Genomic DNA, 24764 nt, shown 5'->3' on the forward strand with positions numbered 1-24764 from the left:
TGGCGCCAGTCCTGGCAGACTGGTACGTCGGCTCCGGTTCACGCTCCCGCATCCCGCGGCTGCGACCCGGCGCCCTCCCGAACCTAGGAGACACCTTGAAGCGCGACATCCACCCCGCGTACACCGAGACGCAGGTCAGCTGCACCTGCGGCGCGTCGTTCACCACCCGCAGCACCATCGAGTCCGGCACCGTCCGGGCCGAGGTCTGCTCCGAGTGTCACCCGTTCTACACGGGCAAGCAGAAGATCCTCGACACCGGTGGCCGTGTGGCCCGCTTCGAGGCCCGCTTCGGCAAGGCCTCCGGCTCCAAGAAGTAGCGAGCCCCCTTTCGCCGGTCCACGGCCGCGACCCCTCTCCCCGCGCAGGTGAGAGGGGCGCGCGCCGGGACCGGCGTTTTTGGTCGCACGCCTTCCCCTTTCCCACGCAGGAGCAGGAGCCCAAGATGTTCGAGGCCGTCGAGGAACTCGTCACCGAGCACGCCGACCTGGAGACGAAGCTCGCCGACCCGTCGGTCCACGCCGACCAGGCCAACGCGCGCAGGCTGAACAAGCGGTACGCGGAACTCACCCCGATCGTCACCACGTACCGCTCCTTCAAGCAGACGGGTGACGACATCGAGGCCGCGCGTGAACTCGCCGTGGACGACCCGGACTTCGCCGCTGAGCTCAAGGACCTGGAGAAGCAGCGCAAGGTGCTCACCGACAAGCTCCGCCTGCTGCTGGTCCCGCGCGACCCCAATGACGACAAGGACGTCATCCTCGAGGTCAAGGCGGGCGCGGGCGGCGACGAGTCCGCCCTGTTCGCCGGCGACCTGCTGCGCATGTACCTGCGGTACGCCGAGCGCGTGGGCTGGAAGACCGAGATCATCGACGCCACCGAGTCCGAGCTGGGCGGCTACAAGGACGTCCAGGTCGCCGTGAAGACCAAGGGCGGCCAGGGCGCCACCGAGCCCGGCCAGGGCGTATGGGCCCGGCTGAAGTACGAGGGCGGGGTGCACCGCGTGCAGCGGGTGCCGGCCACCGAGTCGCAGGGCCGTATCCACACCTCCGCGGCGGGTGTCCTGGTGACGCCCGAGGCGGAGGAGGTCGACGTCGAGATCAACCCGAACGACCTGCGGATCGACGTCTACCGCTCCTCCGGACCCGGCGGGCAGTCCGTCAACACCACCGACTCCGCCGTGCGCATCACGCACCTCCCGACCGGAGTCGTCGCCTCCTGCCAGAACGAGAAGAGCCAGCTGCAGAACAAGGAGCAGGCGCTGCGTATCCTGCGCTCCAGGCTGCTCGCGGCGGCGCAGGAAGAGGCGGAGAAGGAGGCCGCGGACGTCCGGCGTAGCCAGGTCCGCACCGTCGACCGCTCCGAGAAGATCCGTACCTACAACTTCCCGGAGAACCGCATCTCGGACCACCGGGTCGGGTTCAAGGCATACAACCTGGACCAGGTCCTGGACGGCGACCTGAACGCGATGATCCAGGCCTGTGTCGACGCGGACTCGGCTGCCAAACTCGCCGCAGCATGACCCCGGCCCAGGCCCGCAGGGCCTGAGTACCGGACCCGAACACCGGGCCGCCGCACCGGCCGTACGAGAACTTCCGGAGGATGAGCGTGCAGCAACATAGTGGGGGGCGACCCCCGAGCCCCCGCAGCGTGCTGCTCGCGGAGGTGGCCCAGGCCACCCAGCGGCTCGCCGACGCCGGTGTGCCCTCGCCGCGCACCGACGCGGAGGAACTCGCCGCGTTCGTGCACGGTGTCAAGCGCGGCGCACTGCACACGGTGCGGGACGCCGACTTCGACGCCCGCTACTGGGAGGTCGTCGCCCGCCGCGAGGCACGCGAACCGCTCCAGCACATCACCGGGCACGCCTACTTCCGCTACCTCGAACTCCAGGTGGGGCCCGGGGTGTTCGTGCCACGCCCGGAGACCGAGTCGGTCGTCGGCTGGGCCATAGACGCGGTACGGGCCATGGACGTCGTCGAGCCGTGCGTCGTCGACCTGTGCACCGGCTCGGGCGCCATCGCGCTCGCCCTCGCGCAGGAGGTGCCGCGCTCGCGCGTGTACGCCGTGGAGCTGTCCGAGGACGCCCTCGTGTGGACCCGCAAGAACATGGAGGGGTCACGCGTCGAGCTGCGCCAGGGCGACGCCCTGACGGCTTTCCCGGACCTCGACGGCCAGGTCGACCTGGTGATCTCCAACCCGCCGTACATCCCGCTCACCGAATGGGAGTACGTCGCCCCCGAGGCGCGCGACCACGACCCCGAGCTGGCCCTGTTCTCCGGCGAGGACGGCCTCCAGCTCATCCGGGGCCTGGAACGCACCGCGCACCGCCTGCTGCGCCCCGGCGGTGTGGTCGTCGTCGAGCACGCCGACACCCAGGGCGGCCAGGTGCCGTGGATCTTCGCCGAGGACCGCGGCTGGACCGACGCCGCCGACCACCCCGACCTGAACAACCGGCCCCGGTTCGCCACCGCCCGCAAGGCGGTGCCGTGAGCGTCCGGCAGACTTCGACCACCCCAGCCGCATGTGCACGAGGAGGCCCGCCAGATGGCTCGGCGATACGACACCAACGACGCGACCGATCGCGTGACCGGTCTGCGTGAAGCCGCGTCCGCCGTCCGCCGTGGCGAGCTCGTGGTGCTGCCGACGGACACCGTCTACGGCATCGGCGCCGACGCGTTCACCGGCGAAGCCGTCGCCGACCTCCTGGAGGCCAAGGGGCGCGGCCGCAGCATGCCCACTCCCGTGCTCATCGGCTCCCCGAACACCCTGCACGGCCTCGTCACGGACTTCTCCGAGCAGGCCTGGGAACTGGTCGACGCGTTCTGGCCGGGTGCGCTGACCCTGGTCGCTCGGCACCAGCCGTCCCTCCAGTGGGACCTCGGCGACACTCGCGGCACGGTCGCCGTACGGATGCCGCTGCACCCGGTCGCCATCGAGCTGCTCACCGAGGTCGGCCCGATGGCCGTCTCCTCGGCCAACCTGACGGGCCACCCCGCGCCGGAGAACTGCGACGCGGCACAGGAGATGCTCGGCGACTCCGTCTCCGTCTACCTCGACGGCGGCCCCACCCCGGGCATCGTCCCCTCGTCGATCGTCGACGTCACGCGCCCCGTGCCCGTGCTGCTGCGCGAAGGCGCCCTCTCGCCGGAGGAGCTGCGCAAAGTGGTACCCGACCTCGAGGTGGCGAATTGACGGCCCCCGAGTCGGGGCGTGGCATAGGCAACGGGGAACGCAGCGCGGAAGAGACGACCACCTTCGGATTTCCGCGCGACACCTTCCGCATCCTCCACGTCAGCACCGGAAACGTCTGCCGCTCGCCCATCACCGAGCGGCTGACCCGGCATTTCGTGAGCCAGCGGCTGGGCATCCTGGGCGGCGGGCTGATCGTGGAGAGCGCGGGCACCTGGGGTCACGAGGGCGCGCCGATGGAGTCCCACGCGGAGACGGTACTGGCCGACTTCGGCGCGGACACCTCCGGCTTCGTCGGCCGTGAACTGCTGGACGAGCACGTGATCCGCGCCGACCTGGTGCTGACCGCGACCCGCGACCACCGCGCCCAGGTCATCTCCATGGGCCACTCGGCGGGCCTGCGCACCTTCACGCTGAAGGAGTTCACCCGCCTGGTGAACGCGATCGACCCGGCGACCCTGCCCCCGCTGGACGAGGGCCTGGTCATGCGCGCCCGTGCACTGGTCCGTGCCGCCGCCGCACTGCGCGGGTGGCTGCTGGCCCCGACCGCCGAGGCGGACGAGGTCTACGACCCGTACGGGGCGCCCCTGCCGTTCTTCCGCTCCATCGGCGACGAGATACATCAGGCCCTGGACCCGGTCGTCACCGCCCTCACGGGCGTCCCCACCCGCGCCTGACCGCTCCGCGGGCCCTGTCCGGCGGAGCGAGTCGGGGTGGCCGACGGTATCCGTCCAGCGGGGGATGAGCAGCGGGGGACGAGCGGGGTCCGGTGCGTTCAGCCGCATGGTGGAGGAGGGCGGCGTGCCGGCCCCGCGCTTTGGCCTGATCCTGCCGGACAGGCTCTCAGGCCCGGGCAGGCTCTCAGGCTCTCAGGCCCTCAGGCTCTCAGGCCCGGGCAGGCCCTCAGGCCCGGGCAGGCTCTCAGGCCCGTCCGGCCGTCGGTGTGGGCCCTCCGGCCGTCCGGCCCGGCTCCGGCCGGCCGGCGTGCCCCGTACGAGCCGTCAGGGGCGTCCTGGGCGTGAGTGCGGGTCGTGAAGTCGCTGTCCCCCGGGTGGCCTCCGGGGCTGCCCGGGAGGGTGTGGCAGCCGAGCGGGGTGGGGGCGGCGGGCCTACATTGGTCGTACGTCAGAGCCGACGTCCGGGAGCCCACCATGACGGTCACCCACGCCCTCGAGGGCGAGTCCGGAGTTCTGCGCCGGCAGGACCCCGAACTCGCCGAGATCCTGCACGCCGAGCGCGAGCGGCAGGCGACCACACTCCAGCTGATCGCCGCCGAGAACTTCACCTCATCCGCCGTACTGGCCGCCCTCGGCTCACCGCTCGCCAACAAGTACGCCGAGGGATACCCGGGCGCCCGGCATCACGGTGGCTGCGAGATCGTCGACGTCGCCGAACGCCTCGCCGTCGAGCGGGCCAAGGCACTCTTCGGCGCCGACCACGCCAACGTCCAGACACACTCCGGATCGTCGGCCGTGCTGGCCGCCTACGCCGCCCTGCTGCGCCCCGGGGACACCGTCCTCGCCCTCGGCCTGGCCCACGGCGGCCATCTCACCCACGGCTCGCCCGCGAACTTCTCCGGCCGCTGGTTCGACTTCGTCGGCTACGGCGTGGACGCCGAGACCGGCCTGATCGACCACGCACAGGTCCGTACCCTCGCCCGTACCCACCACCCCAAGGCGATCGTCTGCGGCTCCATCGCCTACCCCCGCCACATCGACCACGCCTTCTTCCGCGAGGTCGCCGACGAGGTGGGCGCCTACCTCATCGCGGACGCCGCGCACCCCATCGGCCTCGTCGCCGGGGGAGCCGCCCCCAGCCCGGTCCCGTACGCGGACATCGTCTGCGCGACCACGCACAAGGTGCTGCGCGGGCCGCGCGGCGGCATGCTCCTGTGCGGTGCGGAGCTGGCCGGACGGGTCGACCGCGCGGTCTTCCCCTTCACCCAGGGCGGGGCCCAGATGCACACCATCGCGGCCAAGGCGGTCGCGTTCGGGGAGGCGGCGACCCCGGCCTTCGCCGCGTACGCCCACCAGGTGGTCGCCAATGCGCGGGCCCTCGCCGAGGGCCTGGCAGGCGAGGGACTGGTCGTCACCACCGGCGGCACGGACACCCACCTGATCACCGCCGACCCGGCTCCGCTCGGCGTCGACGGGCGTGACGCCCGCGGCCGGCTCGCGGCGGCCGGCCTGGTCCTGGACTGCTGCGCCCTGCCGCACGCCGACGCCCGCGGACTGCGCCTGGGCACCGCGGCGGTGACCACACAGGGTATGAGGGAGCCGGAGATGACACTGATCGCCGGGCTGCTGGCGAGCGTCCTGCGGGGCGGCACCGATCCGGCACGGGCCCGCGCGGACGTCCGCGAACTGACCGCGGGCTTCCCGCCCTATCCGTATCCCGGCTGAGAATCCCTTGCCGAGACCGGTAGAGATCGGTAGAGACCGGGTCAGGACGTCCCGGGCCGTTCGCGGTTTCGTACCGTACCGGTGCCGATGCGGGGCAGGCGCACCGTGTGCCCGGGCCTTCGCACAGCCACACGTGCAACCATCTTCGCTACCCGGAAGTCCTCACCCGTATGCGTCCCTCGCTAGGGTGTGGAGCTGTGATGGCCAGCGAGATCTGTGGGGAAGCCCGTGCGTGAATACCTGCTGACGCTCTGCATCACGGCCGCGGTGACGTACCTGCTGACCGGGCCGGTACGGAAATTCGCGATCGTGGCGGGGGCGATGCCGGAGATCCGGGCACGTGACGTGCACCGGGAACCCACTCCGCGACTCGGCGGGATCGCCATGTTCTTCGGACTGTGCGCGGGACTGCTGGTCGCCGACAACCTCACCAACCTCAGCCACCTCTTCGACGAGTCCAACGAGCCGCGGGCGCTGCTCTCCGGGGCGGCGCTGATCTGGCTGATCGGTGTGCTGGACGACAAGTTCGAGATCGACGCCCTGATCAAACTGGGTGGGCAGATGATCGCCGCCGGTGTGATGGTCATGCAGGGTCTGACGATCCTGTGGCTGCCCGTCCCGGGCGTCGGCTCGGTCGCGCTCACCCAGTGGCAGGGCACCCTGCTCACCGTCGCCCTGGTCGTCATCACCATCAACGCGGTCAACTTCGTCGACGGCCTGGACGGTCTCGCGGCCGGCATGGTGTGCATCGCGGGGGCGGCGTTCTTCCTGTACGCGTACCGCATCTGGTACTCGTACGGCATCGAGGCGGCCGCCCCGGCGACGCTGTTCTCGGCGATCCTGATGGGCATGTGCCTGGGCTTCCTGCCGCACAACATCCATCCCGCGCGGATCTTCATGGGCGACTCCGGCTCCATGCTGATCGGTCTGGTCCTCGCCGCCGGTGCGATCTCCATCACAGGCCAGGTCGACCCGGACGCGCTGAACCTGTACGCGGGCGGGGAGAAGGAGGCCGTGCACCAGACGGTGCCGGTCTACATCCCGCTGCTGCTGCCGCTGACGATCATCGCGGTGCCGGCCGCCGACCTGATCCTGGCCATTGTGCGGCGCACCTGGCGCGGCCAGTCGCCGTTCGCCGCGGACCGGGGCCATCTGCACCACCGCCTGCTGGAGATCGGCCACTCGCACAGCAGGGCGGTGCTGATCATGTACTTCTGGTCGGCGCTGATCGGCTTCGGAGCGCTCGCCTACTCGGTCAACTCGGCGTCCATGTGGATCGTGCTGAGCGTGGTCATCCTGAGCGCCCTCGGTCTGCTGCTGCTCCTGCTGCCCCGGTTCACCCCGCGCGCCCCGATGTGGGCGCAGCACATCGTGCCGCCGCGCTACCGGCGTCGCCGGGCCGCCGCACAGCCCTCCCAGGCCGTCACCGAGGCAGCCACGGGCACGGCCGCCGAGCCCGAGACGGACGAGCACGCCGCAGCCGACCACCGCACCCCGGTGACCGCCGGGGTCTCCGGGGTCAATGGCGCGACCGCCCTGGGCCACCGCGCACGTATGGGCGACCGGGGAAGGCCGGCGGCTTCCACCGAGGGCACGGCCACGTCACGGTCAAGGTAAGAATCCGACTAGAGCATTGCCAAGTCGTGGGGCCCCGATGGGGCCCCCTTGGTGGAGTGAAGCACCCCAATACCAGACAAGTCGACCCCTTGCACTCTCCGGGGCGCAGGCTCACTCTCATGTGTGACTTCATGCGGAGTCTTTAGGTAAAGACTGCATCAAATAGTTTGTGATATCGTTCACGAGTCTCGCCGGAGAGCGCCGAAGGACCGCAGTGCGACGGTTCGTCGGTGGGGGGAAACACACTCCATCCGGGGGACTACGCTCGTCCCTGACGACCATCCTTTGCCCCCTGTTCCAAACATGCGGAGTTCCGTCATGCCGTCCAACGACGTCCGGATCCTGATTCAGGCCGCCGTACCCACCGCTGCCGTCGGTGCGGTCGCGGTCGCGGTCGGTGCTGCCGTCGAAGGCGGCCAGGGGGCGATCGGAGCGGTCGTCGGGGCACTGCTCGTGATCCTGCTCATGGGTACGGGCCTGTACGTCCTTCATTGGATCGCCAGGTCGGTGCCGCATCTGTTCCAGGCGATGGGGCTGATGATGTACATGACGCAGATCCTGCTGATCTTCGTCTTCATCGCGCTCTTCAAGGACACGACGCTCTTCCATCCGAAGGTCTTCGCCCTCTCGCTGCTCGCCTCCACCCTCACCTGGGTCGCCGCGCAAGCACGCGCCACGATGAAGGCCAAGACCTTCTACGTGGACCCCGATCCGGCGACGCCGACCGGGAACGCGACCGACGAGAAGGAAACGACGAGGCGCCCGTCGTGAGGCGTAGGGCCGGGATAAGGGCGCATGGCAGACCCTGCTATCGTCCGGTGCCAACTGCGGCATCGCGGGCGCGGGCATCCACGCTGACGCCTGTCACATCGCGAGGCGAGATGCCCCATCGCCGCACTCCCATCCGTAACACCAGTCCCGTGCCGAACCGCGGCCCCGTGCCGCGCCGACACCACGAGGTTGCCGAATCCATGCGCCACGCTGAAGGAGCCCGCGGTGAGTGCTGACCCGACACAGGTGCTCGCCTTCGAGACCGACTGCCACATTTTCGACGGTTGTGGCTTCCCGTCTCCCGGGCTGCACTCGTTCCTGTTCGAGCCCATCTGGGGCGACGGCGACAGCAGCGTGTACTTCAACAAAACGATGCTGCTGGCGCTCCTCGGCTCGATCATCATCATCGGCTTCTTCTGGGCGGCGTTCCGCCGTCCCCAGGTCGTCCCCGGCAAGCTCCAGATGGTCGCCGAGACGGGCTACGACTTCGTCCGCCGGGGCGTCGTCTACGAGACGATGGGCAAGCGCGAGGGCGAGAAGTACGTCCCGTTCGTCGTCGCGCTGTTCTTCTTCGTCTGGATGATGAACCTCTGGTCGATCATCCCGCTCGCCCAGCTCCCGGTGACGTCGATCTTCGCCTACCCGCTGGGGCTCGCGCTGCTCGTCTACGTCATGTGGGTCTCGCTGACCTTCAAGCGGCACGGCTTCGTCGGCGCCCTGAAGAACTTCACCGGCTACGACAAGTCGCTCGGTGCGGCGTTGCCGGTCGTCATGCTGATCGAGGCCTTCTCGAACCTGCTCGTGCGGCCGTTCACCCACGCTGTGCGACTCTTCGCGAACATGTTCGCGGGTCACATCCTGCTGGTGCTGTTCACCATCGCCAGCTGGTACCTGCTGAACGGCATCGGGATCGCCTACGCCGGCGTCTCGTTCGTGATGGTCCTGGTGATGACCGTCTTCGAGCTCTTCATCCAGGCCCTGCAGGCGTATGTCTTCGTCCTGCTGACCGTTACCTACCTCCAGGGCGCGCTCGCCGAGCAGCACTGAGCGTCCCGCACCCCCCATTCGACCGGTGGCCCACCCCCACCGGCCCGTGAAGAAAAGGAAGAACCGGAATGTCCTACACCCTGGCCGCCGTCACCGGCTCCATCGCGTCCGTCGGCTACGGCATCGCCGCGTTCGGCCCCGGCATCGGCGTCGGCATGATCTTCGCCAAGGGCACCGAGGCCCTCGCCCGTCAGCCCGAGGCCGCCGGCCTGATCCGCGCCAACCAGATCCTCGGTTTCGCCTTCTGTGAGGCGCTCGCCCTGATCGGTCTGGTCATGCCCTTCGTCTACGGCCCGTAAGCAACCGACCCGCGACCGGCTCACCAGACGAAAGGCACTCTGATATGAGCCCACTGCTTCATATCGCGGCCGAGGAGCTGCAGAACCCCCTCGTCCCGCCGATCCCCGAGCTCGTCATCGGCCTGCTCGCCTTCGTCATCGTCTTCGGCATCCTCGCCAAGAAGCTCCTCCCGAACATCAACAAGGTTCTGGAAGAGCGCCGCGAGTCCATCGAAGGCGGTATCGAGAAGGCCGAGGCCGCTCAGACCGAGGCATCGAGCGTCCTTGAGCAGTACAAGGCTCAGCTCGCCGAGGCCCGGCACGAGGCCGCGCGTCTGCGCCAGGAGGCGCAGGAGCAGGGCGCCACGCTCATCGCCGAGATGCGCGCGGAAGGCCAGCGGCAGCGCGAGGACATCATCGCCGCAGGTCACGCACAGATCGAGGCGGACCGCAAGGCCGCCGCGTCCGTGCTGCGCCAGGACGTGGGCAAGATCGCCACCGACCTGGCCGGCAAGCTCGTCGGCGAGTCCCTCGAGGACCACGCCCGGCAGAGCCGTGTGATCGACCGCTTCCTCGACGACCTCGACCAGAAGGCCGAGGCCGCACGATGAACGGAGCGAGCCGCGAGGCCCTGGCAGCAGCACGTGAGCGTCTCGACGCGCTGACGGACTCCACGTCCGTGGACGCCGGCTCGCTCGCCGAAGAGCTGGCCGCCGTCACCGCGCTGCTCCACCGCGAGGTGTCGCTGCGCCGGGTCCTCACCGACCCGGCGCAGCCCGGTGAGAACAAGGCGGACCTGGCCCAGCGCCTGCTCGGCACCCAGCTCAGCGGCAACGCCGCCGACCTGGTCGCCGGCATGGTGCGCTCCCGCTGGTCGCAGCCCCGCGACCTGGTGGACGCACTCGAGGAGCTGGCCGACCTCGCCGACCTCACCGCCGCGCAGAAGGCGGGCGCACTCGACACCGTCGAGGACGAGCTGTTCCGGTTCGGCCGGATCGTCTCCGCGAACAACGACCTGCGCGCCGCGCTGACCGACCGCAAGGCCACCGCCCCGGCCAAGAGCGAGCTGCTGCACAGCCTGCTCGGACGCAGGGCGAACGCGACCACCGAGCGTCTGGTGACGCGTCTGGTCAACGCGCCCCGCGGACGTAGCCTGGAAGCGGGACTCGAGTCCCTGTCCAAGCTCGCCGCCGAGCGCCGCAACCGCATGGTGGCCGTCGTCACCTCCGCGGTGCCGCTGAGCGACACGCAGAAGCAGCGCCTCGGCGCCGCCCTCGCGAAGCTCTACGGCCGCCCCATGCACCTCAACCTCGACGTCGACCCCTCGGTCGTCGGCGGGATGCGGGTGCAGGTCGGCGACGAGCTCATCAACGGTTCCCTCGCGGACCGGCTGGAGGACGCGAGCCGCCGCCTGGCGAGCTAGCCCTCACGCGGCAGTCGCGAACGACGCGACGGACGCGGCAACTGAACACGTAGCACGTACCTACGGCCCTGGTTGGGCCGTGCAGAGGATTCACCTCTTTCCGGGGGGAGTCCACATCCCCCCAAAGTGAAACTTCGGGCCCAACAAGGAGAGCAGGGAACTCAGATGGCGGAGCTCACGATCCGGCCGGAGGAGATCCGGGACGCGCTGGAGAACTTCGTCCAGTCGTACAAGCCGGACGCGGCCTCGCGCGAGGAAGTCGGCACGGTCACCGTCGCCGGCGACGGTATCGCCAAGATCGAGGGACTTCCCTCGGCCATGGCCAACGAGCTGCTGAAGTTCGAGGACGGCACCCTCGGCCTCGCCCTCAACCTCGAGGAGCGCGAGATCGGTGCCGTCGTCCTCGGTGAGTTCAGCGGCATCGAGGAGGGCCAGCCGGTCTCCCGCACCGGTGAGGTCCTGTCCGTCGCCGTGGGCGAGGGCTACCTCGGCCGCGTGGTCGACCCGCTCGGCAACCCGATCGACGGCCTCGGCGAGATCGAGACCGAGGGCCGCCGCGCCCTCGAACTGCAGGCCCCCACGGTCATGGACCGCAAGTCGGTGCACGAGCCGATGGAGACGGGCTACAAGGCCGTCGACGCCATGACCCCGGTCGGCCGCGGCCAGCGTCAGCTGGTCATCGGCGACCGCGGCACCGGCAAGACCGCGCTGGCCGTGGACACGATCATCAACCAGCGTGACAACTGGCGCACGGGCGACGTGAACAAGCAGGTCCGCTGCATCTACGTCGCCATCGGCCAGAAGGGCTCCACCATCGCGTCGGTCCGCCGCGCGCTGGAGGAGAACGGTGCCCTGGAGTACACGACCATCGTCGCCTCCCCGGCGTCCGACCCGGCCGGCTTCAAGTACCTGGCGCCGTACACCGGTTCGGCCATCGGCCAGCAGTGGATGTACGACGGCAAGCACGTCCTGATCATCTTCGACGACCTGTCGAAGCAGGCCGACGCCTACCGCGCCGTCTCCCTGCTGCTGCGCCGCCCGCCGGGCCGCGAGGCCTACCCGGGCGACGTCTTCTACCTGCACTCCCGTCTGCTGGAGCGTTGCGCCAAGCTCTCCGACGAGATGGGTGCCGGCTCGATGACCGGTCTGCCGATCGTCGAGACCAAGGCGAACGACGTGTCGGCGTTCATCCCGACCAACGTCATCTCCATCACCGACGGCCAGTGCTTCCTGGAGTCCGACCTGTTCAACGCCGGTCAGCGTCCGGCCCTGAACGTCGGTATCTCGGTCTCCCGCGTGGGTGGTTCCGCCCAGCACAAGGCGATGCGCCAGGTCTCCGGCCGACTGCGCCTGGAACTCGCCCAGTACCGTGAGCTGGAGGCGTTCGCCGCCTTCGGTTCCGACCTGGACGCCGCCTCGAAGGCCCAGCTGGAGCGCGGTCAGCGCCTGGTCGAGCTGCTGAAGCAGGACCAGTACCAGCCGATGGCCACCGAGGACCAGGTCGTCTCCGTCTGGGCCGGCACCACCGGCAAGATGGACGACGTGCCGGTCGCCGACATCCGCCGCTTCGAGAAGGAGCTGCACGAGTACCTGCACCGCAGCGAGCAGGGCCTCATGACCTCCATCCGCGAGGGCGCCAAGATGTCGGACGACACCATCCAGGCCGTGGGCGACGCGGTCGCGGCCTTCAAGAAGCAGTTCGAGACGGGCGACGGCAAGCTGCTCGGCGAGGACGCTCCGGCCGCTGCCGCCAAGTGACGTTCAAGGAAGGGACCTGACTCATGGGAGCCCAGCTCCGGGTCTACAAGCGTCGCATCCGATCCGTCACCGCGACCAAGAAGATCACCAAGGCGATGGAGATGATCGCCGCCTCGCGCGTCGTCAAGGCGCAGCGCAAGGTGCGGTCCTCCACGCCGTACGCCGACGAACTGACCCGTGCGGTCACGGCGGTCGGCACCGGTTCGGACGCCAAGCATCCGCTGACGACGGAGGCGGAGAACCCGACGCGTGTCGCGGTCCTGCTCCTCACGAGCGACCGCGGCCTCGCCGGCGCCTTCAACGCCAACGCGATCAAGGCGGCGGAGCAGCTGACCGAGCGTCTCGAGCGTGAGGGCAAGGAGGTCGACACGTACATCGTCGGCCGCCGTGGTCTGGCGCACTACAACTTCCGCGAGCGCACGGTCGCGGAGTCGTTCACCGGTTTCACCGACGAGCCCTCGTACGCGGACGCCAAGAAGGTCGCGGCGCCGCTGATCGAGACCATCGAGAAGGAGACGGCGGACGGGGGTGTGGACGAACTCCACATCGTCTACACCGAGTTCGTCTCGATGATGACGCAGGCCGCGGTCGGTTCCCGGATGCTTCCGCTCCGTCTCGAAGAGGTCGTGGAGGAGACGTCCGCCAAGGACGAGATCCTTCCGCTGTACGACTTCGAGCCCTCGGCGGAGGACGTCCTCGACGCCCTCCTGCCGCGCTACGTGGAGAGCCGCATCTACAACGCGCTGCTCCAGTCGGCCGCTTCGAAGCACGCCGCCACACGGCGCGCGATGAAGTCGGCCACCGACAACGCGGGTGAGCTGATCGACACGCTCTCCCGTCTTGCCAACGCGGCCCGCCAGGCCGAAATCACCCAGGAAATCAGCGAGATCGTCGGTGGCGCAGGCGCTCTGGCCGACGCAAACGCGGGGAGTGACAATTAATGACCACCACTGTTGAGACCGCGACGGCCACGGGCCGTGTCGCCCGGGTCATCGGCCCGGTCGTCGACGTGGAGTTCCCCGTCGACACGATGCCGGAGATCTACAACGCCCTGCACGTCGAGGTCGCCGACCCGGCGAACGCGGGCGAGCTCAAGACGCTGACGCTCGAGGTGGCCCAGCACCTGGGCGGCGGCCTGGTCCGCACCATCTCCATGCAGCCCACCGACGGTCTGGTCCGCCAGGCCGCGGTGACCGACACGGGCTCGGCCATCTCCGTCCCCGTCGGCGACTTCACCAAGGGCAAGGTGTTCAACACCCTCGGTGAGGTGCTGAACAGCGACGAGTCCTACACGGGCGAGCGCTGGCCGATCCACCGCAAGGCGCCGAACTTCGACGAGCTCGAGTCGAAGACCGAGATGTTCGAGACCGGCGTCAAGGTCATCGACCTGCTCACCCCGTACGTCAAGGGTGGCAAGATCGGCTTGTTCGGCGGTGCCGGTGTCGGCAAGACGGTGCTCATCCAGGAGATGATCTACCGCGTCGCCAACAACCACGACGGTGTGTCCGTGTTCGCCGGCGTCGGTGAGCGCACCCGTGAGGGCAACGACCTCATCGACGAGATGAGCGAGTCGGGCGTCATCGACAAGACCGCCCTGGTCTTCGGTCAGATGGACGAGCCGCCGGGCACCCGTCTGCGCGTCGCGCTGGCCGGCCTCACCATGGCCGAGTACTTCCGTGACGTCCAGAAGCAGGACGTGCTGTTCTTCATCGACAACATCTTCCGCTTCACGCAGGCCGGTTCCGAGGTCTCGACCCTGCTCGGCCGTATGCCCTCCGCGGTGGGCTACCAGCCGAACCTGGCCGACGAGATGGGTCTCCTCCAGGAGCGCATCACCTCGACCCGCGGTCACTCGATCACCTCGATGCAGGCGATCTACGTTCCCGCGGACGACCTGACCGACCCGGCGCCGGCCACCACCTTCGCCCACCTCGACGCGACGACGGTGCTCTCCCGTCCGATCTCCGAGAAGGGCATCTACCCGGCCGTGGACCCGCTGGACTCCACGTCCCGCATCCTGGACCCGCGCTACATCGCGCAGGACCACTACGACACGGCCATGCGGGTGAAGAACATCCTGCAGAAGTACAAGGACCTGCAGGACATCATCGCGATCCTCGGTATCGACGAGCTCGGCGAGGAGGACAAGCTCGCCGTCCACCGTGCCCGTCGCGTGGAGCGCTTCCTGTCCCAGAACACCCACGTCGCCAAGCAGTTCACCGGCGTGGACGGTTCGGACGTGTCGCTGGACGAGTCGATCACCGCGTTCAACGCGATCTGCGACGGCGAGTACGACCACTTCCCGGAGCAGGCGTTCTTCCTCTGCGGTGGCATCGAGGACCTCAAGAACAACGCGAAGGAGCTGGGCGTCTCCTGAGCCCGTGCTCGAGTGATCCGAATCGGGGGGCGGGGCACCGTCCCGCCCCCCGATCCACGCCCATTAGACTTGTAACCAACACCCGGCGGACCTGCCGGGTGGTGACCCGAGGAGCCATCTTGGCTGCTGAGCTGCACGTCGCGCTGGTCGCGGCCGACCGAGAGGTCTGGTCCGGCGAGGCCACCCTGGTCGTCGCGCGCACCACGTCCGGCGACATCGGCGTCATGCCCGGTCACCAGCCGCTGCTCGGTGTGCTGGAGTCGGGCCCGGTGACCATCCGTACGAGCGAGGGCGGGACGGTCGTCGCCGCGGTGCACGGCGGTTTCATCTCGTTCGCGGACGACAAGCTGTCGCTGCTGGCGGAGATCGCCGAGCTGTCGGAGGAGATCGACGTCCAGCGCGCGGAGCGGGCGCTCGAGCGCGCGAAGTCGGAGGCCGACGCCTCGGCGGAGCGCCGCGCGGACGTACGCATGCGCGCGGCGACGGCGCGCTGAACGACCGAGGTACCTTCCAGGTCCTCCCAGGACCCGGGGGAGCCGTACGATGACGTCACTCAGCCGCGGCTGGGACCGGAGCGATCCGGACCCGGTCGCGGCTGAGGCAGATCTGGATGATTTTTCCGTTCCGTTACCTAGGAGACGAGGAGGTCGGTGTCGATGGTCCTCGCTCTGACTGTGTGCGGAAGTGTCGTGGCTCTCGTGGTGGTGGGACTCTTCGTCTTCGGTCTGCGCCGCCGCCTCATCCAGCGTTCCGGCGGGACCTTCGACTGCAGCCTGCGCTGGGACGCCCCGGAGCCGGGCGGCTCCGGCGGCAAGGGCTGGGCGTACGGGGTGGCCCGCTACAACGGCGACCGGGTGGAATGGTTCCGCGTCTTCTCCTACGCGCCGCGTCCGCGCCGCGTCCTGGAGCGTTCGGAGATCGAGGTGGCCGGCCGCCGGGTGCCCGAGGGCGAGGAGGAACTGGCGTTGCTGTCGGACGCGGTGATCCTCGCCTGTCTGCACCGGGGCAGGCGGCTGGAGCTCGCGATGAGCGACGACGCGCTGACCGGTTTCCTCGCCTGGCTGGAGGCGGCCCCGCCCGGCCAGCGGGTGAACGTCGCGTAGAGCGACGTTCAGGGCCCCGCTGGGTGGGGGTGCCCCCGGCAGCGGAGCTGTTGGGGGAGGGTGAACGTCGCGTAGCCGGGCGCCGGACACGCGCGTGCTCCCCCGGACGGGGTCCGGGGGAGCACTGTTGCTGCGGGCCGTGGATTACCTCAGGGGGTTACCTCAGGCCGCTGTCGATGGCGGTGGCCAGCTCACCGTTCGCGGTGTCACCGCTGAACTCCCAGAAGAAGGCGCCGCCCAGGCCCTGGTTCTTGGCCCAGCTCATCTTGCCGGCGATGGTGGCGGGGGTGTCGTAGGACCACCAGTTGCCGCCGCAGTGGGCGTAGGCCGTGCCGGCGACGGTGCCGGTGGCCGGGCAGCTGTTCTTGAGGATCTTGTAGTCCTCGATGCCGGCCTCGTAGGTGCCGGGCGCCGGACCGGTGGCCGCGCCGCCGGGGGCGGCCTGGGTGACGCCGGTCCAGCCGCGGCCGTAGAAGCCGATGCCGAGCAGCAGCTTGCTCGCCGGGACGCCCTTCGCCTTCAGCTTGGAGATCGCGGCCGCGGAGTTGAAGCCGTCCTGCGGGATGCCGTTGTACGAGGTCAGCGGCGAGTGGGGGGCCGTGGGGCCGTCCTTGTCGAAGGCGCCGAAGTAGTCGTAGGTCATCACGTTGTACCAGTCGAGGTACTGGGCGGCGCCGCCGTAGTCGGCCGCGTCGATCTTGCCGCCCGAGGAGCCGTCCGCGGTGATCGCGGCGGTGACCAGGTAGTTCTTGCCGAACTCGGCGCGCAGGGCCTGGGAGAGGTTCTTGAACGCCGCCGGACCACTGGTGTCACAGGTGAGGCCGCAGGCGTTCGGGTACTCCCAGTCGATGTCGATGCCGTCGAAGACGTCGGCCCAGCGCGGGTCCTCCACGACGCCCTTGCAGGACTTGGCGAAGGCGGCCGGGTTCTGCGCGGCCTGGCCGAAGCCGCCGGAGTAGGTCCAGCCGCCGAACGAGTACAGCACCTTGATGTGCGGGTACTTCGCCTTCAGCTGGCGCAGCTGGTTGAAGTTGCCGCGCAGCGGTTGGTCCCAGGTGTCGGCGGTGCCGCTGACGGACTGGTCCGCGGTGTAGGCCTTGTCGGTGGCGGCGTAGGCGTCGTCGAGCTTGCACTGGCCGTTGACGACGTTGCCGAACGCGTAGTTGATGTGCGTGATCTTGGCGGCCGAGCCGGACGTCACCAGGTTCTTGACGTGGTAGTTGCGGCCGTAGACGCCCCACTCGGTGAAGTAGCCGAGCTTGACCTTGTCGCCGGTGGGCGGCGGTTCCTCGGTGTTGCCGGTGGTGCGGACCCGCACCGAGCCGCTGACCGGGCCGGTCTGGTCGGCGGTGTCACGGGCCTGCACGCTGTACGAGTAGTCGGTGCCCTTGCGCAGGCCGTTGTCCGTGTACGAGGTGCCGGTCACGGTGGCGACCTTGGCGCCGTCGCGCAGGACGTCGTAGTTCTTGACGCCCTTGTCGTCGGTGGCCGCGGACCAGGACAGCCGTACCGAGGTGTCCGTCACGTTGGAGGCGGAGGGTGTGCCGGGCGCGGAGGGTGCCGCGTCGCCGGGGACGGAGGTGCCGTCGCAGCTGCCGCCGTTGAGCTTGCAGCCGGCGGGGGCGCCGGTGCCGGAGCCGTTGAAGCCGAAGCTGATGGAGGCGCCGGGGGCGAGGGTGCCGTTCCAGGACTTGTTCTTGCCGGTCCAGTGATTGCCCGAGGACGTCACGTCGGCGTCCCAGGCGGAGGTGACGGAGGTACCGGAGGGGAAGTCCCACTCGACGGTCCAGGAGCTGAGGGCGGTGGTGCCGGTGTTCTTCACCGTCCACTTGCCCTCGAAGCCGGTGCCCCAGTCCTGGGTCTTGGCGTAGGTGGCGGTCGCCGAGGTCGCGGCCTGGGCGGGGCTCGCGAGGGCGACGAGAGCGGAGAGGGGGAGGAGCAGGGTGGCGAACCCTGCCACAGCTCTGTGTCTGAAGCGCATACCGCGCCTCCTTTGTGGGGTGACGGATGTCGCCGTGGGCATGACTGAGCCTTCACACTCACGGTGCCGTGAGGATAGAAAGGTCTGGACCACGGGTCAATAGGTCTGGACCACCAAGCCGTTATGACCCATGGACGCCCAACTCCTGAGCCAGCACCGCCGCTTGCACCCGGCTGCGCAGACCCAGCTTCCCCAGCAGACGGCTGACGTGCGTCTTCACCGTGCCCTCCGCCATCTCGAGATGCTCGGCGACATCGGCGTTGGACAGACCCTCGCCGAGACAGGCCAGTACCTCCCGCTCGCGCCGGGTGAGGGAGTCCAGCACCGCCGGATCGGCCGTGGACGCCCGGGCGGGCTTCGCGGCGAACTCCGCGATCAACCGCCGGGTGACGGCAGGGGCGACGATCCCCTCACCGCGAGCCACCGTGCGCACGGCCGAGATGAGGTCCTTCGCCTCCGTGTTCTTCAGCAGGAACCCCGAGGCGCCGGCCCGCAGCGCCCCGAAGACGTACTCGTCGAGATCGAAGGTGGTCAGCACCAGCACGTCGGCGAGCTCCTCCTCGACCACCTGCCGGGTGGCCGACACCCCGTCCAGGCGGGGCATCTGCACATCCATCAGCACCACGTCCGGCCGCAGCTCACGGGCGAGCGCCACCGCCTGCTCACCGTCCGCCGCCTCGCCCGCCACCTCGATGTCGGGCGCGCTGCGCAGGATCAGCACCAGCCCGGCGCGGACGGCGGACTGGTCCTCGGCGACCAGGACGCGGATCATCAGGTGTCTCCTTGCACGACGTCGGTGACGGGGAGGGTGGCGCGCACCACCCACAGCTTGCCCTTCGGACCGCTCTTTGGACCGGCCTCGAACGTGCCGTCCAGCAGGGCGGCCCGCTCCCGCATGCCGACGAGACCGGCCCCCGAACCCGGCGCGCGCGGGGCGTCCCGGCCGTCGTGGGGACTGGTCACCCGGATGTCGAGGGCATCGGCCGGTCGGCGCAGGCACACGGTGACCTCGCCCGGCGCGGCATGCTTCAACGCGTTCGTCAGCGACTCCTGCACGATCCTGTACGCGGCGAGTTCCACCGATGCGGGGACGTCGCTGTACGTGGCGTCGAGGGTGACGTCCAGGCCGTTGGCGCGGGCGCCCTCCACCAGGGCGCCGAGGCCGTCGAGCGTGGGGGTCGCCACCGGTTCCCGGTCGTCCTCCCCGTCGCGCAGGATGCCGATGAGCCGTCGCATTTCGGACAGTCCCTGCACGCTGTTCTCCCGGATCACGCCGAGTGCCTCCTCGGAGGTGCCGGGGTCGTCCAGGGAGAGGGCGGCCGTGGAATGGATGGCGATCGCGGAGAGGTGGTTGGCGACCACGTCGTGCAACTCGCGGGCCATACGGGCACGTTCCGCGGTCACCGCCTGGGTGCGGTCCATCTCCGCGAGCAGCACGGTCTGTTCGGCCCGCAGCCGGGCGGCCTCGGCGGCGTCGCGGTGGTTGCGCACGATGAGGCCGGTCGACGCCGGCGTGAACGTCACGGCGCCGACGACCAGTCCGAACAGCAGCGCCTCCGGCACCCGCCACACGGCGTAGGGAACCAGCGTCGCCGCGATCGTGAACATGCCGGTGATCCACGGCAGACGGCGGGCGGTGGCGGACGTGCCGTACACGACGGCGGCGTACATCAGGTCCGTGTACATCACGATCGTGGCGATGCTGCCCCGGGTCATGACGTCCGCGGCCAGCGCAAGGGTGCCGACGGCCAGGGCGGTCCGCGGGGCGGTGCGGCGCAGCAGTTCGCAGCCGGCGGTCACGGCGAGCGGCACGAGGAGCGGCCCGCGGCCGTCGAAGAGCACGGTCGGGTCGTCGCCCGGCCGGACCCCCAGCCCGAAGCCCCACAGCAGCAGCCCGCCGGCGAGTCCGGCGAGCGCGACCCCCACGTCGAAGAGGGGCGGGCGGGGCAGTCGTACGGCCATGGCACCATCCAACACGGTGCGCACACCCGGCGCCTGATCCCCGCGGACGGTCCTGGACTGCATCTTTCGATGTACCGCGAGTTCATCGGTGGCGACGACGCCCCGGGCCGCCCCGCACGGGAGCCTGGAAGGGGGACCGAGAGGAGAGAACCGTGATCGTCGCCTTGATCGCCGCATGCGAGATCGGCTTCTGGGTGCTGCTGGCCGCCGGACTGGCCTTCCGCTACCTGCTGAGGATGCCGCGCACCGGCCTGGCGCTGCTGCTGTGCGAACCGCTGCTGGAGGTCGTCCTGCTGGTCGCCACCGCACTGGACCTGAAGAACGGTGCCGAGCCGAGCTGGGCGCACGGTCTGGCCGCGCTCTACATCGGCTACACCGTCGGGCACGGCCACCGCACCGTGAAGTGGCTCGACGGCCACGCCGCCCACCGGCTCGGCGGCGCCCCGAAGCCGGCCGGCCCGCCCCGCTACGGCATGGCCCGCGCCCGGCACGAGACCAGGGTGTGGCTGGGCACGCTGGCGGGGGCCGCCGTGGCCACCGTCCTGCTCCAGCTCGCCATTTGGTACGTCGGCGACGCGAGCCGGGTGGGCTCCCTGGAGAGCTGGCGCTTCATCGCCTGGCGCGCCGCCGGCATCCACGGCCTGATCGCCCTGACGTACCGGCTCTGGCCGAAGAAGGCCCCGGCGGGCACGCAGGCGAAAGAGCCCGCCACCGCGAAGGAGAACCTCCGCCGCTGAAAGGGGGCCGGCGTTGACCGGTGGAAGATCTCGGAGACCGTCAACGGCAAGCGCCGGCAGCGGGGACAGCCGACGGTCCGGCCGGTGAGGTCCGAGCGCTTCGGGTATCACCGGCCTCCTCGTTCGTGCGGGCACGAGCGCGAAAAGGTGCGGTGGATATGGGCCCCGACCGTGTCGTTCGACGAGGATGTCCCCGCAGAAGCGGGGGACATCCCATGCGGCGGAACGTGCGGGGCTACGAGTTCTCCGCAATGCCCCCCGCCCGACACCGAGAGGTCGCAAGCCCCCTCGGGGTTTTCCGTTGAGCCGGACTTCCGCAGCACCGCGTAAACCCCGTCGAAGACGAACATCGGCCCCACAACGGGCTTGTGCTCCTTGGCGCAGAGCGTGTCGACCTGCTGGATGGACTCCTTCAGCCAGTCCTCCGCCTTCTCCTGGTCCCACCCCGGTATCCCGGTCCGGGCACAGCCCTTGAGGAACTTCCCCACGTCAACCCTGTCGCTGTACACGGGACAGGCGGGCCCTGGGGTGGTGCAGGGGATCTCCGCGGCCCCGTGGCTGCGGGGCCGGAGGCGGGTGCCTTGCCGAAAACCGTGAGCAGTCGACGGGAAGTGTCACGTAAGCGCTCGGATGAGCGGCATCAGGACGGATGTGGCCGAAGTGCTCACGGTTTTGGGGCGGTGTGTCGTCCCCGGGGCATGGGCGAGTGCCTCGGAAGCGCACATGTCGAGGCCGTCGGCCCGCCGGGCGGTCGCGGCACACCGCCCGCACGAACAGCCGGCCGCCCCCGGCGAGACCCGGTGCACCGTCACTCGATCTCACGCCCGCCGGGCAGCACGACTGTCCCCGACCCGCGAGGCCACCTCCAGATCCCTTACGACCCGGTCGGCGATTGAGGTTCGGGCGTGCCGGCCTGGTGGTTCGGCTGGTGGGTGATCAGCGGGCAGGCTGCCGGGCGAGCACCAGTTCGGTGCCGTGTACGGACCGGGTGGGGCGCCGGGCGGCCCGCCCCGCGTCACGGCCGGTGATCGCGCGGATCATGGTTGGCGGGCGGGGCGGATGTTCTCCTCCGTCAGCAGGAACGCCGCAACCACCTCTGTGAACGTCTTCGGCGCTGCGTGGTGGATCAGGTGCCCGACCGGGATGGTGGCCATGTGCCCGCCGGGGATGCGGCGGGCCAACTCGGCGACGCCGTCCTGAGGCACATGGCTGCGCGGGCCGCCGGCCAGCACGAGGGTCTCGGCGGTGATCTGGCTGAGCCGCTCCAGCCACCCGGGATCGGGCTGGTCGATCTGCCGCCTGACGGCCGGCACCATCTCCCAGTCGAAGGTCAGGGCGCCGTCCGGCCTGGCCGGGGTGCTCGGCTCCCGGGGACGGGGCACCGGTGCGTCCTCCAGAACCAGTCGGCTCACCCGCTGCGGATGGTCCTGTGCGAGCAGGTAGGCCACGATCCCGCCCAGGGAATGCCCGATCAGATCCACACGGTCCAGTCCCAGCGCGTCCAGGAACCGCAGCACATCGGCCCGCATGAGTTCGAGGGAGTAGTCCCCCGGCCAGTCGCTTCGACCGTGCCCACGCAGATCGAGGGCGTACACCCGTCGGCTGCGGGCAAGGGCGGGCGCCACCTGCTCCCAGTCGCTGGCATCCTCGCCCAGCGCGTGGATCAGGACGAGCGGCGGAGCGTCCGGTGGACCCGACACCTGGTAGGCCAGCCGAATCCCTCCCACGTCGACCGAGCGGTGATCAACCATGTCCGGAGGATATGCGGTAAGGCCTGACGGAGGACCGGCGTTCACCGGCGGCCGTACCACCAATGCGGTCAGTGTCCCGGGACCTCAGCCACACGGCACGGCCCGACTTCGATAGCCGACCACGTCGTTGCACCACCAGCAGGGACACCCTCGCGCCTTGGCCGAGCGCCCGGTCGCCCGGCCTGAACGCCCTGGGGATCGATGCCTTGCCCCGGCGCCGGATCGACCAGCAACCGGGTACCGGTTCCCACAGAAGCCCTCGTTGCCGAGCCCCGTCAGCCGCACCTGCGCCCTCTTCCCGCCACTCTCGAGAAATGGCGTCTGCTTGCCGGTCGGGGGAGGCGGCCGGTGGGCAGCGTGGCCCGTACACGTCGTCCTGTACGGGGTCTGTCTGGGACTTGCGCGTAACCGCTTCCGGCCGTCTTGCCGTTGTACGGCTGCACGGTGTGCCGCAAGCGCGACAAGGGGGTCGTCGTCCATGGCGAACAGCAGCAGTACAGCAGTCGAGTCGTCCGACAGCCTCAAGGCGTTCGGTGCGGCCCTGAAGACGTTCCGGGAAAGGGCCCTGCTCACCCAGGAACAGCTCGCCGAACGGCTCAACTACTCGCACGCCTCGGTCGCCTCGGTCGAGCAGGGGCGGAGGATGCCGACCGCGGCGTTCGTCGAGCGGGTGGAGGAGGAGCTGGAGGCGTTCGGGGTGCTGCGGGCCATGGCCCGGCACGTCGGGCGGCAGCGGGGGCTGGCGGTGTGGTTCCGGGAGTGGGCCCGGCTGGAGGAGACCGCGGTCGGTCTGTGCACGTACGAGTGCCGGGTGGTGCCCGGACTGCTCCAGACCGAGGCGTACACCCGGGCGGTCATGCTCAACGTGCCGCCCCCGCCCACCGAGGAGCAGCTGGAGCAGCGGATCGCCGCGCGACGGGTGCGGCAGGACCTGCTGGGCCGGACACCGCCCATCGCGTTCAGCTTCATCGTCGAGGAGTCGGTGCTGCTGCGGCACACGGGAGGCGAGGAGGTCACCCGGGAGCTGCTCGGCCATCTCCTCGCCTGCACGGAACCGTGGAACGTGGAGCTGCAGATCATGCCGCAGCGGCAGCCGTACCACGCGGGCACGGACGGGCCGATGCAACTCTTGGAGACCCCGGAACGCCAGTGGGTCGGGTACGCGGAGGGGCAGAAGACCGGGCAGCTGGTTTCTGACCGGGAAGCAGTGAGCGTGATGCAGATGCGCTATGCCAAGATGCGCTCGCAGGCCCTGTCCCCGGCGGACTCGGTGGAGTTGTTGCAGAGGATGCGAGGAGCGCTATGAACACCGTCAACGAGCTGGACTGGTTCAAGAGCAGCTACAGCGGATCCGAGGGCGACAGCTGTGTGGAGGTCGCGTTCGCCCCCGGAGTCGTGCACGTACGCGACTCCAAGCAGACGGACGGTCCCCGGTTCGCGGTCTCCCTTTCCGCCTGGGGTGCTTTCCTCGGATGTGCGGAGGGCTGAACGACGGGTGCCGCCATCGGCCTGTGTGATCAGGAACCACTCGGTTCCGGGCACACGGGCTGACGGCGGCGACGGCTTCCGTGCCGCTGGTCGACGCTCGGTTCGGCGACGTGTACGACCGTCTGGACTTGGTGTGGAGGACCTGTCCCTGCTCCCCGGGAGCAGGGCGGGCGTCAGCGTTCGCCGCCCGGCACCCACAGCACGTCGCCGGTCTCCTTGTTGGCGATGCGCGCCAGGATGAACAGGAGGTCGGAGAGACGGTTGAGGTAGGTGGCGGTGAGGGGGTTCATCGTGTCGCCGTGCGCCTCCAGCGCGGCCCATGTGGAGCGTTCCGCACGGCGGACCACCGTGCACGCCTGGTGGAGCAGGGCGGCGCCCGCCGTCCCGCCCGGCAGGATGAACGAGCGCAGCTTCTCCAGCCGCTCGTTGAAGCGGTCGCAGTCCGCCTCCAGCCGGTCCACGTAGAACTGCTCGACCCGCAGCGGCGGATACTTCGGGTCCTCCACAACAGGCGTCGACAGGTCCGCGCCCACGTCGAACAGGTCGTTCTGGACGCGGGTGAGGACCTCGACGACCTCCGGCGCCAGGCCGCCCAGGGCGATCGCCGTGCCGAGCACCGCGTTCGCCTCGTTGCTGTCGGCGTAGGCGGAGATCCGCAGATCGGTCTTGGGGACCCGGCTCATGTCGCTCAGGTTCGTGGTGCCCTGGTCGCCGGTCCGGGTGTAGATACGCGTCAGATTGACCATGCGGCCCACCCTAGTTGTGCCCCGGCGCGAACCGCACGGCGGCAAGGGGTCCGGACACCATGAAGGGGCGGGCGGGTCCGGACGGCACGAGGGGCGGGCCCCCGCCGGGGTCCGCCCCTCGTGCCGTCCGGAGCCGG

Annotated in this window: 26 protein-coding genes; 20 read left to right on the forward strand and 6 right to left on the reverse strand. The window is 69.8% G+C overall.

The window, feature by feature from the left end:
* Nucleotides 1–95: 95 nt before the first annotated feature.
* The 17 genes from rpmE (at nucleotide 96) to ACFYQA_RS05185 (ending at nucleotide 15962) form a co-directional block, all read left to right on the forward strand.
* The gene (rpmE, locus tag ACFYQA_RS05105; RefSeq protein ID WP_388911661.1) at nucleotides 96–317 is read left to right on the forward strand and encodes a 50S ribosomal protein L31; all 222 of its coding nucleotides are present in this window, start codon (nucleotides 96–98) and stop codon (nucleotides 315–317) included.
* Nucleotides 318–442: 125 nt separating this feature from the next.
* Nucleotides 443–1519 (forward strand): peptide chain release factor 1, encoded by a 1077-nt coding sequence (gene prfA / locus ACFYQA_RS05110; RefSeq protein ID WP_388911664.1) that lies wholly within the window; start codon nucleotides 443–445, stop codon nucleotides 1517–1519.
* Nucleotides 1520–1599: 80 nt separating this feature from the next.
* Nucleotides 1600–2487, forward strand: coding sequence for a peptide chain release factor N(5)-glutamine methyltransferase (gene prmC / locus ACFYQA_RS05115; RefSeq protein ID WP_386402178.1), 888 nt, complete (start codon nucleotides 1600–1602; stop codon nucleotides 2485–2487).
* Nucleotides 2488–2541: 54 nt separating this feature from the next.
* Nucleotides 2542–3189, forward strand: a complete 648-nt coding sequence (locus tag ACFYQA_RS05120) for an L-threonylcarbamoyladenylate synthase (RefSeq protein ID WP_386402175.1) — start codon at nucleotides 2542–2544, stop codon at nucleotides 3187–3189.
* The gene (locus ACFYQA_RS05125) at nucleotides 3186–3863 is read left to right on the forward strand and encodes a protein-tyrosine-phosphatase (RefSeq protein ID WP_386402172.1); all 678 of its coding nucleotides are present in this window, start codon (nucleotides 3186–3188) and stop codon (nucleotides 3861–3863) included. The genes ACFYQA_RS05120 and ACFYQA_RS05125 overlap by 4 nt, the downstream gene beginning before the upstream one ends.
* Before the next feature lie 474 nt (nucleotides 3864–4337).
* Nucleotides 4338–5588 carry a serine hydroxymethyltransferase gene (gene glyA / locus ACFYQA_RS05130; protein ID WP_388911669.1) on the forward strand — a complete coding sequence of 417 codons (1251 nt, stop codon included), beginning with the start codon at nucleotides 4338–4340 and terminating at the stop codon, nucleotides 5586–5588.
* A gap of 228 nt (nucleotides 5589–5816) precedes the next feature.
* On the forward strand, nucleotides 5817–7205 hold the full coding sequence (locus ACFYQA_RS05135) for an MraY family glycosyltransferase (RefSeq protein WP_388911672.1): 1389 nt from the start codon (nucleotides 5817–5819) through the stop codon (nucleotides 7203–7205).
* A 318-nt stretch (nucleotides 7206–7523) separates the two neighbouring features.
* A complete protein-coding gene (locus ACFYQA_RS05140; protein WP_388911675.1) occupies nucleotides 7524–7976 on the forward strand; it encodes a hypothetical protein in 453 nt (150 codons plus the stop codon).
* Between the two features lie 225 nt (nucleotides 7977–8201).
* Complete coding sequence (atpB, locus tag ACFYQA_RS05145; RefSeq protein ID WP_388911678.1) at nucleotides 8202–9023, forward strand: F0F1 ATP synthase subunit A; 822 nt, start codon at nucleotides 8202–8204, stop codon at nucleotides 9021–9023.
* Between the two features lie 68 nt (nucleotides 9024–9091).
* Nucleotides 9092–9322, forward strand: a complete 231-nt coding sequence (gene atpE, locus ACFYQA_RS05150; RefSeq protein WP_055626258.1) for an ATP synthase F0 subunit C — start codon at nucleotides 9092–9094, stop codon at nucleotides 9320–9322.
* 44 nt (nucleotides 9323–9366) lie between these two features.
* Entirely contained in the window at nucleotides 9367–9912 is a 546-nt protein-coding gene (locus ACFYQA_RS05155; protein ID WP_388911682.1) for a F0F1 ATP synthase subunit B, read from the forward strand.
* Entirely contained in the window at nucleotides 9909–10724 is an 816-nt protein-coding gene (locus tag ACFYQA_RS05160; RefSeq protein ID WP_388911685.1) for a F0F1 ATP synthase subunit delta, read from the forward strand. The genes ACFYQA_RS05155 and ACFYQA_RS05160 overlap by 4 nt, the downstream gene beginning before the upstream one ends.
* A 165-nt stretch (nucleotides 10725–10889) precedes the next feature.
* Nucleotides 10890–12482, forward strand: coding sequence for a F0F1 ATP synthase subunit alpha (atpA, locus tag ACFYQA_RS05165; RefSeq protein ID WP_388911688.1), 1593 nt, complete (start codon nucleotides 10890–10892; stop codon nucleotides 12480–12482).
* Between the two features lie 23 nt (nucleotides 12483–12505).
* Nucleotides 12506–13423: a F0F1 ATP synthase subunit gamma gene (locus tag ACFYQA_RS05170; RefSeq protein WP_388911691.1), complete on the forward strand. Its 918-nt coding sequence runs from the start codon at nucleotides 12506–12508 to the stop codon at nucleotides 13421–13423.
* On the forward strand, nucleotides 13423–14859 hold the full coding sequence (atpD, locus tag ACFYQA_RS05175; protein ID WP_388911694.1) for a F0F1 ATP synthase subunit beta: 1437 nt from the start codon (nucleotides 13423–13425) through the stop codon (nucleotides 14857–14859). Before ACFYQA_RS05170 ends, atpD begins: the two co-directional genes overlap by 1 nt.
* 119 nt (nucleotides 14860–14978) lie before the next feature.
* Nucleotides 14979–15353 (forward strand): F0F1 ATP synthase subunit epsilon, encoded by a 375-nt coding sequence (locus ACFYQA_RS05180; protein ID WP_388911697.1) that lies wholly within the window; start codon nucleotides 14979–14981, stop codon nucleotides 15351–15353.
* 162 nt (nucleotides 15354–15515) lie between these two features.
* Nucleotides 15516–15962, forward strand: coding sequence for a DUF2550 domain-containing protein (locus ACFYQA_RS05185; protein WP_386402138.1), 447 nt, complete (start codon nucleotides 15516–15518; stop codon nucleotides 15960–15962).
* A gap of 157 nt (nucleotides 15963–16119) precedes the next feature.
* Here the strand turns inward: ACFYQA_RS05185 and ACFYQA_RS05190 are convergent, their stop codons facing one another.
* The 3 genes from ACFYQA_RS05190 to ACFYQA_RS05200 form a co-directional block, all read right to left on the reverse strand.
* Nucleotides 16120–17943 carry a glycosyl hydrolase family 18 protein gene (locus ACFYQA_RS05190; RefSeq protein ID WP_388911700.1) on the reverse strand — a complete coding sequence of 608 codons (1824 nt, stop codon included), beginning with the start codon at nucleotides 17941–17943 and terminating at the stop codon, nucleotides 16120–16122.
* 121 nt (nucleotides 17944–18064) lie between these two features.
* Nucleotides 18065–18715, reverse strand: coding sequence for a response regulator (locus ACFYQA_RS05195; RefSeq protein WP_388911703.1), 651 nt, complete (start codon nucleotides 18713–18715; stop codon nucleotides 18065–18067).
* Nucleotides 18715–19905: a sensor histidine kinase gene (locus tag ACFYQA_RS05200; RefSeq protein ID WP_388911706.1), complete on the reverse strand. Its 1191-nt coding sequence runs from the start codon at nucleotides 19903–19905 to the stop codon at nucleotides 18715–18717. Before ACFYQA_RS05200 ends, ACFYQA_RS05195 begins: the two co-directional genes overlap by 1 nt.
* Nucleotides 19906–20057: 152 nt before the next feature.
* On the opposite strand from ACFYQA_RS05200, the gene ACFYQA_RS05205 reads away from it, so the two are divergent.
* Nucleotides 20058–20642 (forward strand): hypothetical protein, encoded by a 585-nt coding sequence (locus ACFYQA_RS05205; RefSeq protein WP_388911709.1) that lies wholly within the window; start codon nucleotides 20058–20060, stop codon nucleotides 20640–20642.
* 107 nt (nucleotides 20643–20749) lie between these two features.
* On the opposite strand, the gene ACFYQA_RS05210 is transcribed toward ACFYQA_RS05205, so the two are convergent.
* On the reverse strand, nucleotides 20750–21151 hold the full coding sequence (locus ACFYQA_RS05210) for a hypothetical protein (RefSeq protein ID WP_388911711.1): 402 nt from the start codon (nucleotides 21149–21151) through the stop codon (nucleotides 20750–20752).
* A gap of 528 nt (nucleotides 21152–21679) precedes the next feature.
* Nucleotides 21680–22393, reverse strand: coding sequence for an alpha/beta fold hydrolase (locus tag ACFYQA_RS05215; protein WP_388911714.1), 714 nt, complete (start codon nucleotides 22391–22393; stop codon nucleotides 21680–21682).
* A gap of 478 nt (nucleotides 22394–22871) precedes the next feature.
* On the opposite strand from ACFYQA_RS05215, the gene ACFYQA_RS05220 reads away from it, so the two are divergent.
* Together ACFYQA_RS05220 and ACFYQA_RS05225 are read left to right on the forward strand one after the other, a co-directional pair.
* Complete coding sequence (locus tag ACFYQA_RS05220) at nucleotides 22872–23699, forward strand: Scr1 family TA system antitoxin-like transcriptional regulator (RefSeq protein ID WP_388911717.1); 828 nt, start codon at nucleotides 22872–22874, stop codon at nucleotides 23697–23699.
* Nucleotides 23696–23881, forward strand: a complete 186-nt coding sequence (locus ACFYQA_RS05225) for a DUF397 domain-containing protein (RefSeq protein WP_388911720.1) — start codon at nucleotides 23696–23698, stop codon at nucleotides 23879–23881. The genes ACFYQA_RS05220 and ACFYQA_RS05225 overlap by 4 nt, the downstream gene beginning before the upstream one ends.
* Nucleotides 23882–24054: 173 nt before the next feature.
* On the opposite strand, the gene ACFYQA_RS05230 is transcribed toward ACFYQA_RS05225, so the two are convergent.
* The gene (locus ACFYQA_RS05230; RefSeq protein ID WP_388911723.1) at nucleotides 24055–24627 is read right to left on the reverse strand and encodes a cob(I)yrinic acid a,c-diamide adenosyltransferase; all 573 of its coding nucleotides are present in this window, start codon (nucleotides 24625–24627) and stop codon (nucleotides 24055–24057) included.
* Between the last annotated feature and the right edge of the window lie 137 nt (nucleotides 24628–24764).

This window comes from Streptomyces sp. NPDC005774, from assembly GCF_042871645.1.
In the GTDB taxonomy this organism is placed as follows: domain Bacteria; phylum Actinomycetota; class Actinomycetes; order Streptomycetales; family Streptomycetaceae; genus Streptomyces; species Streptomyces pratens.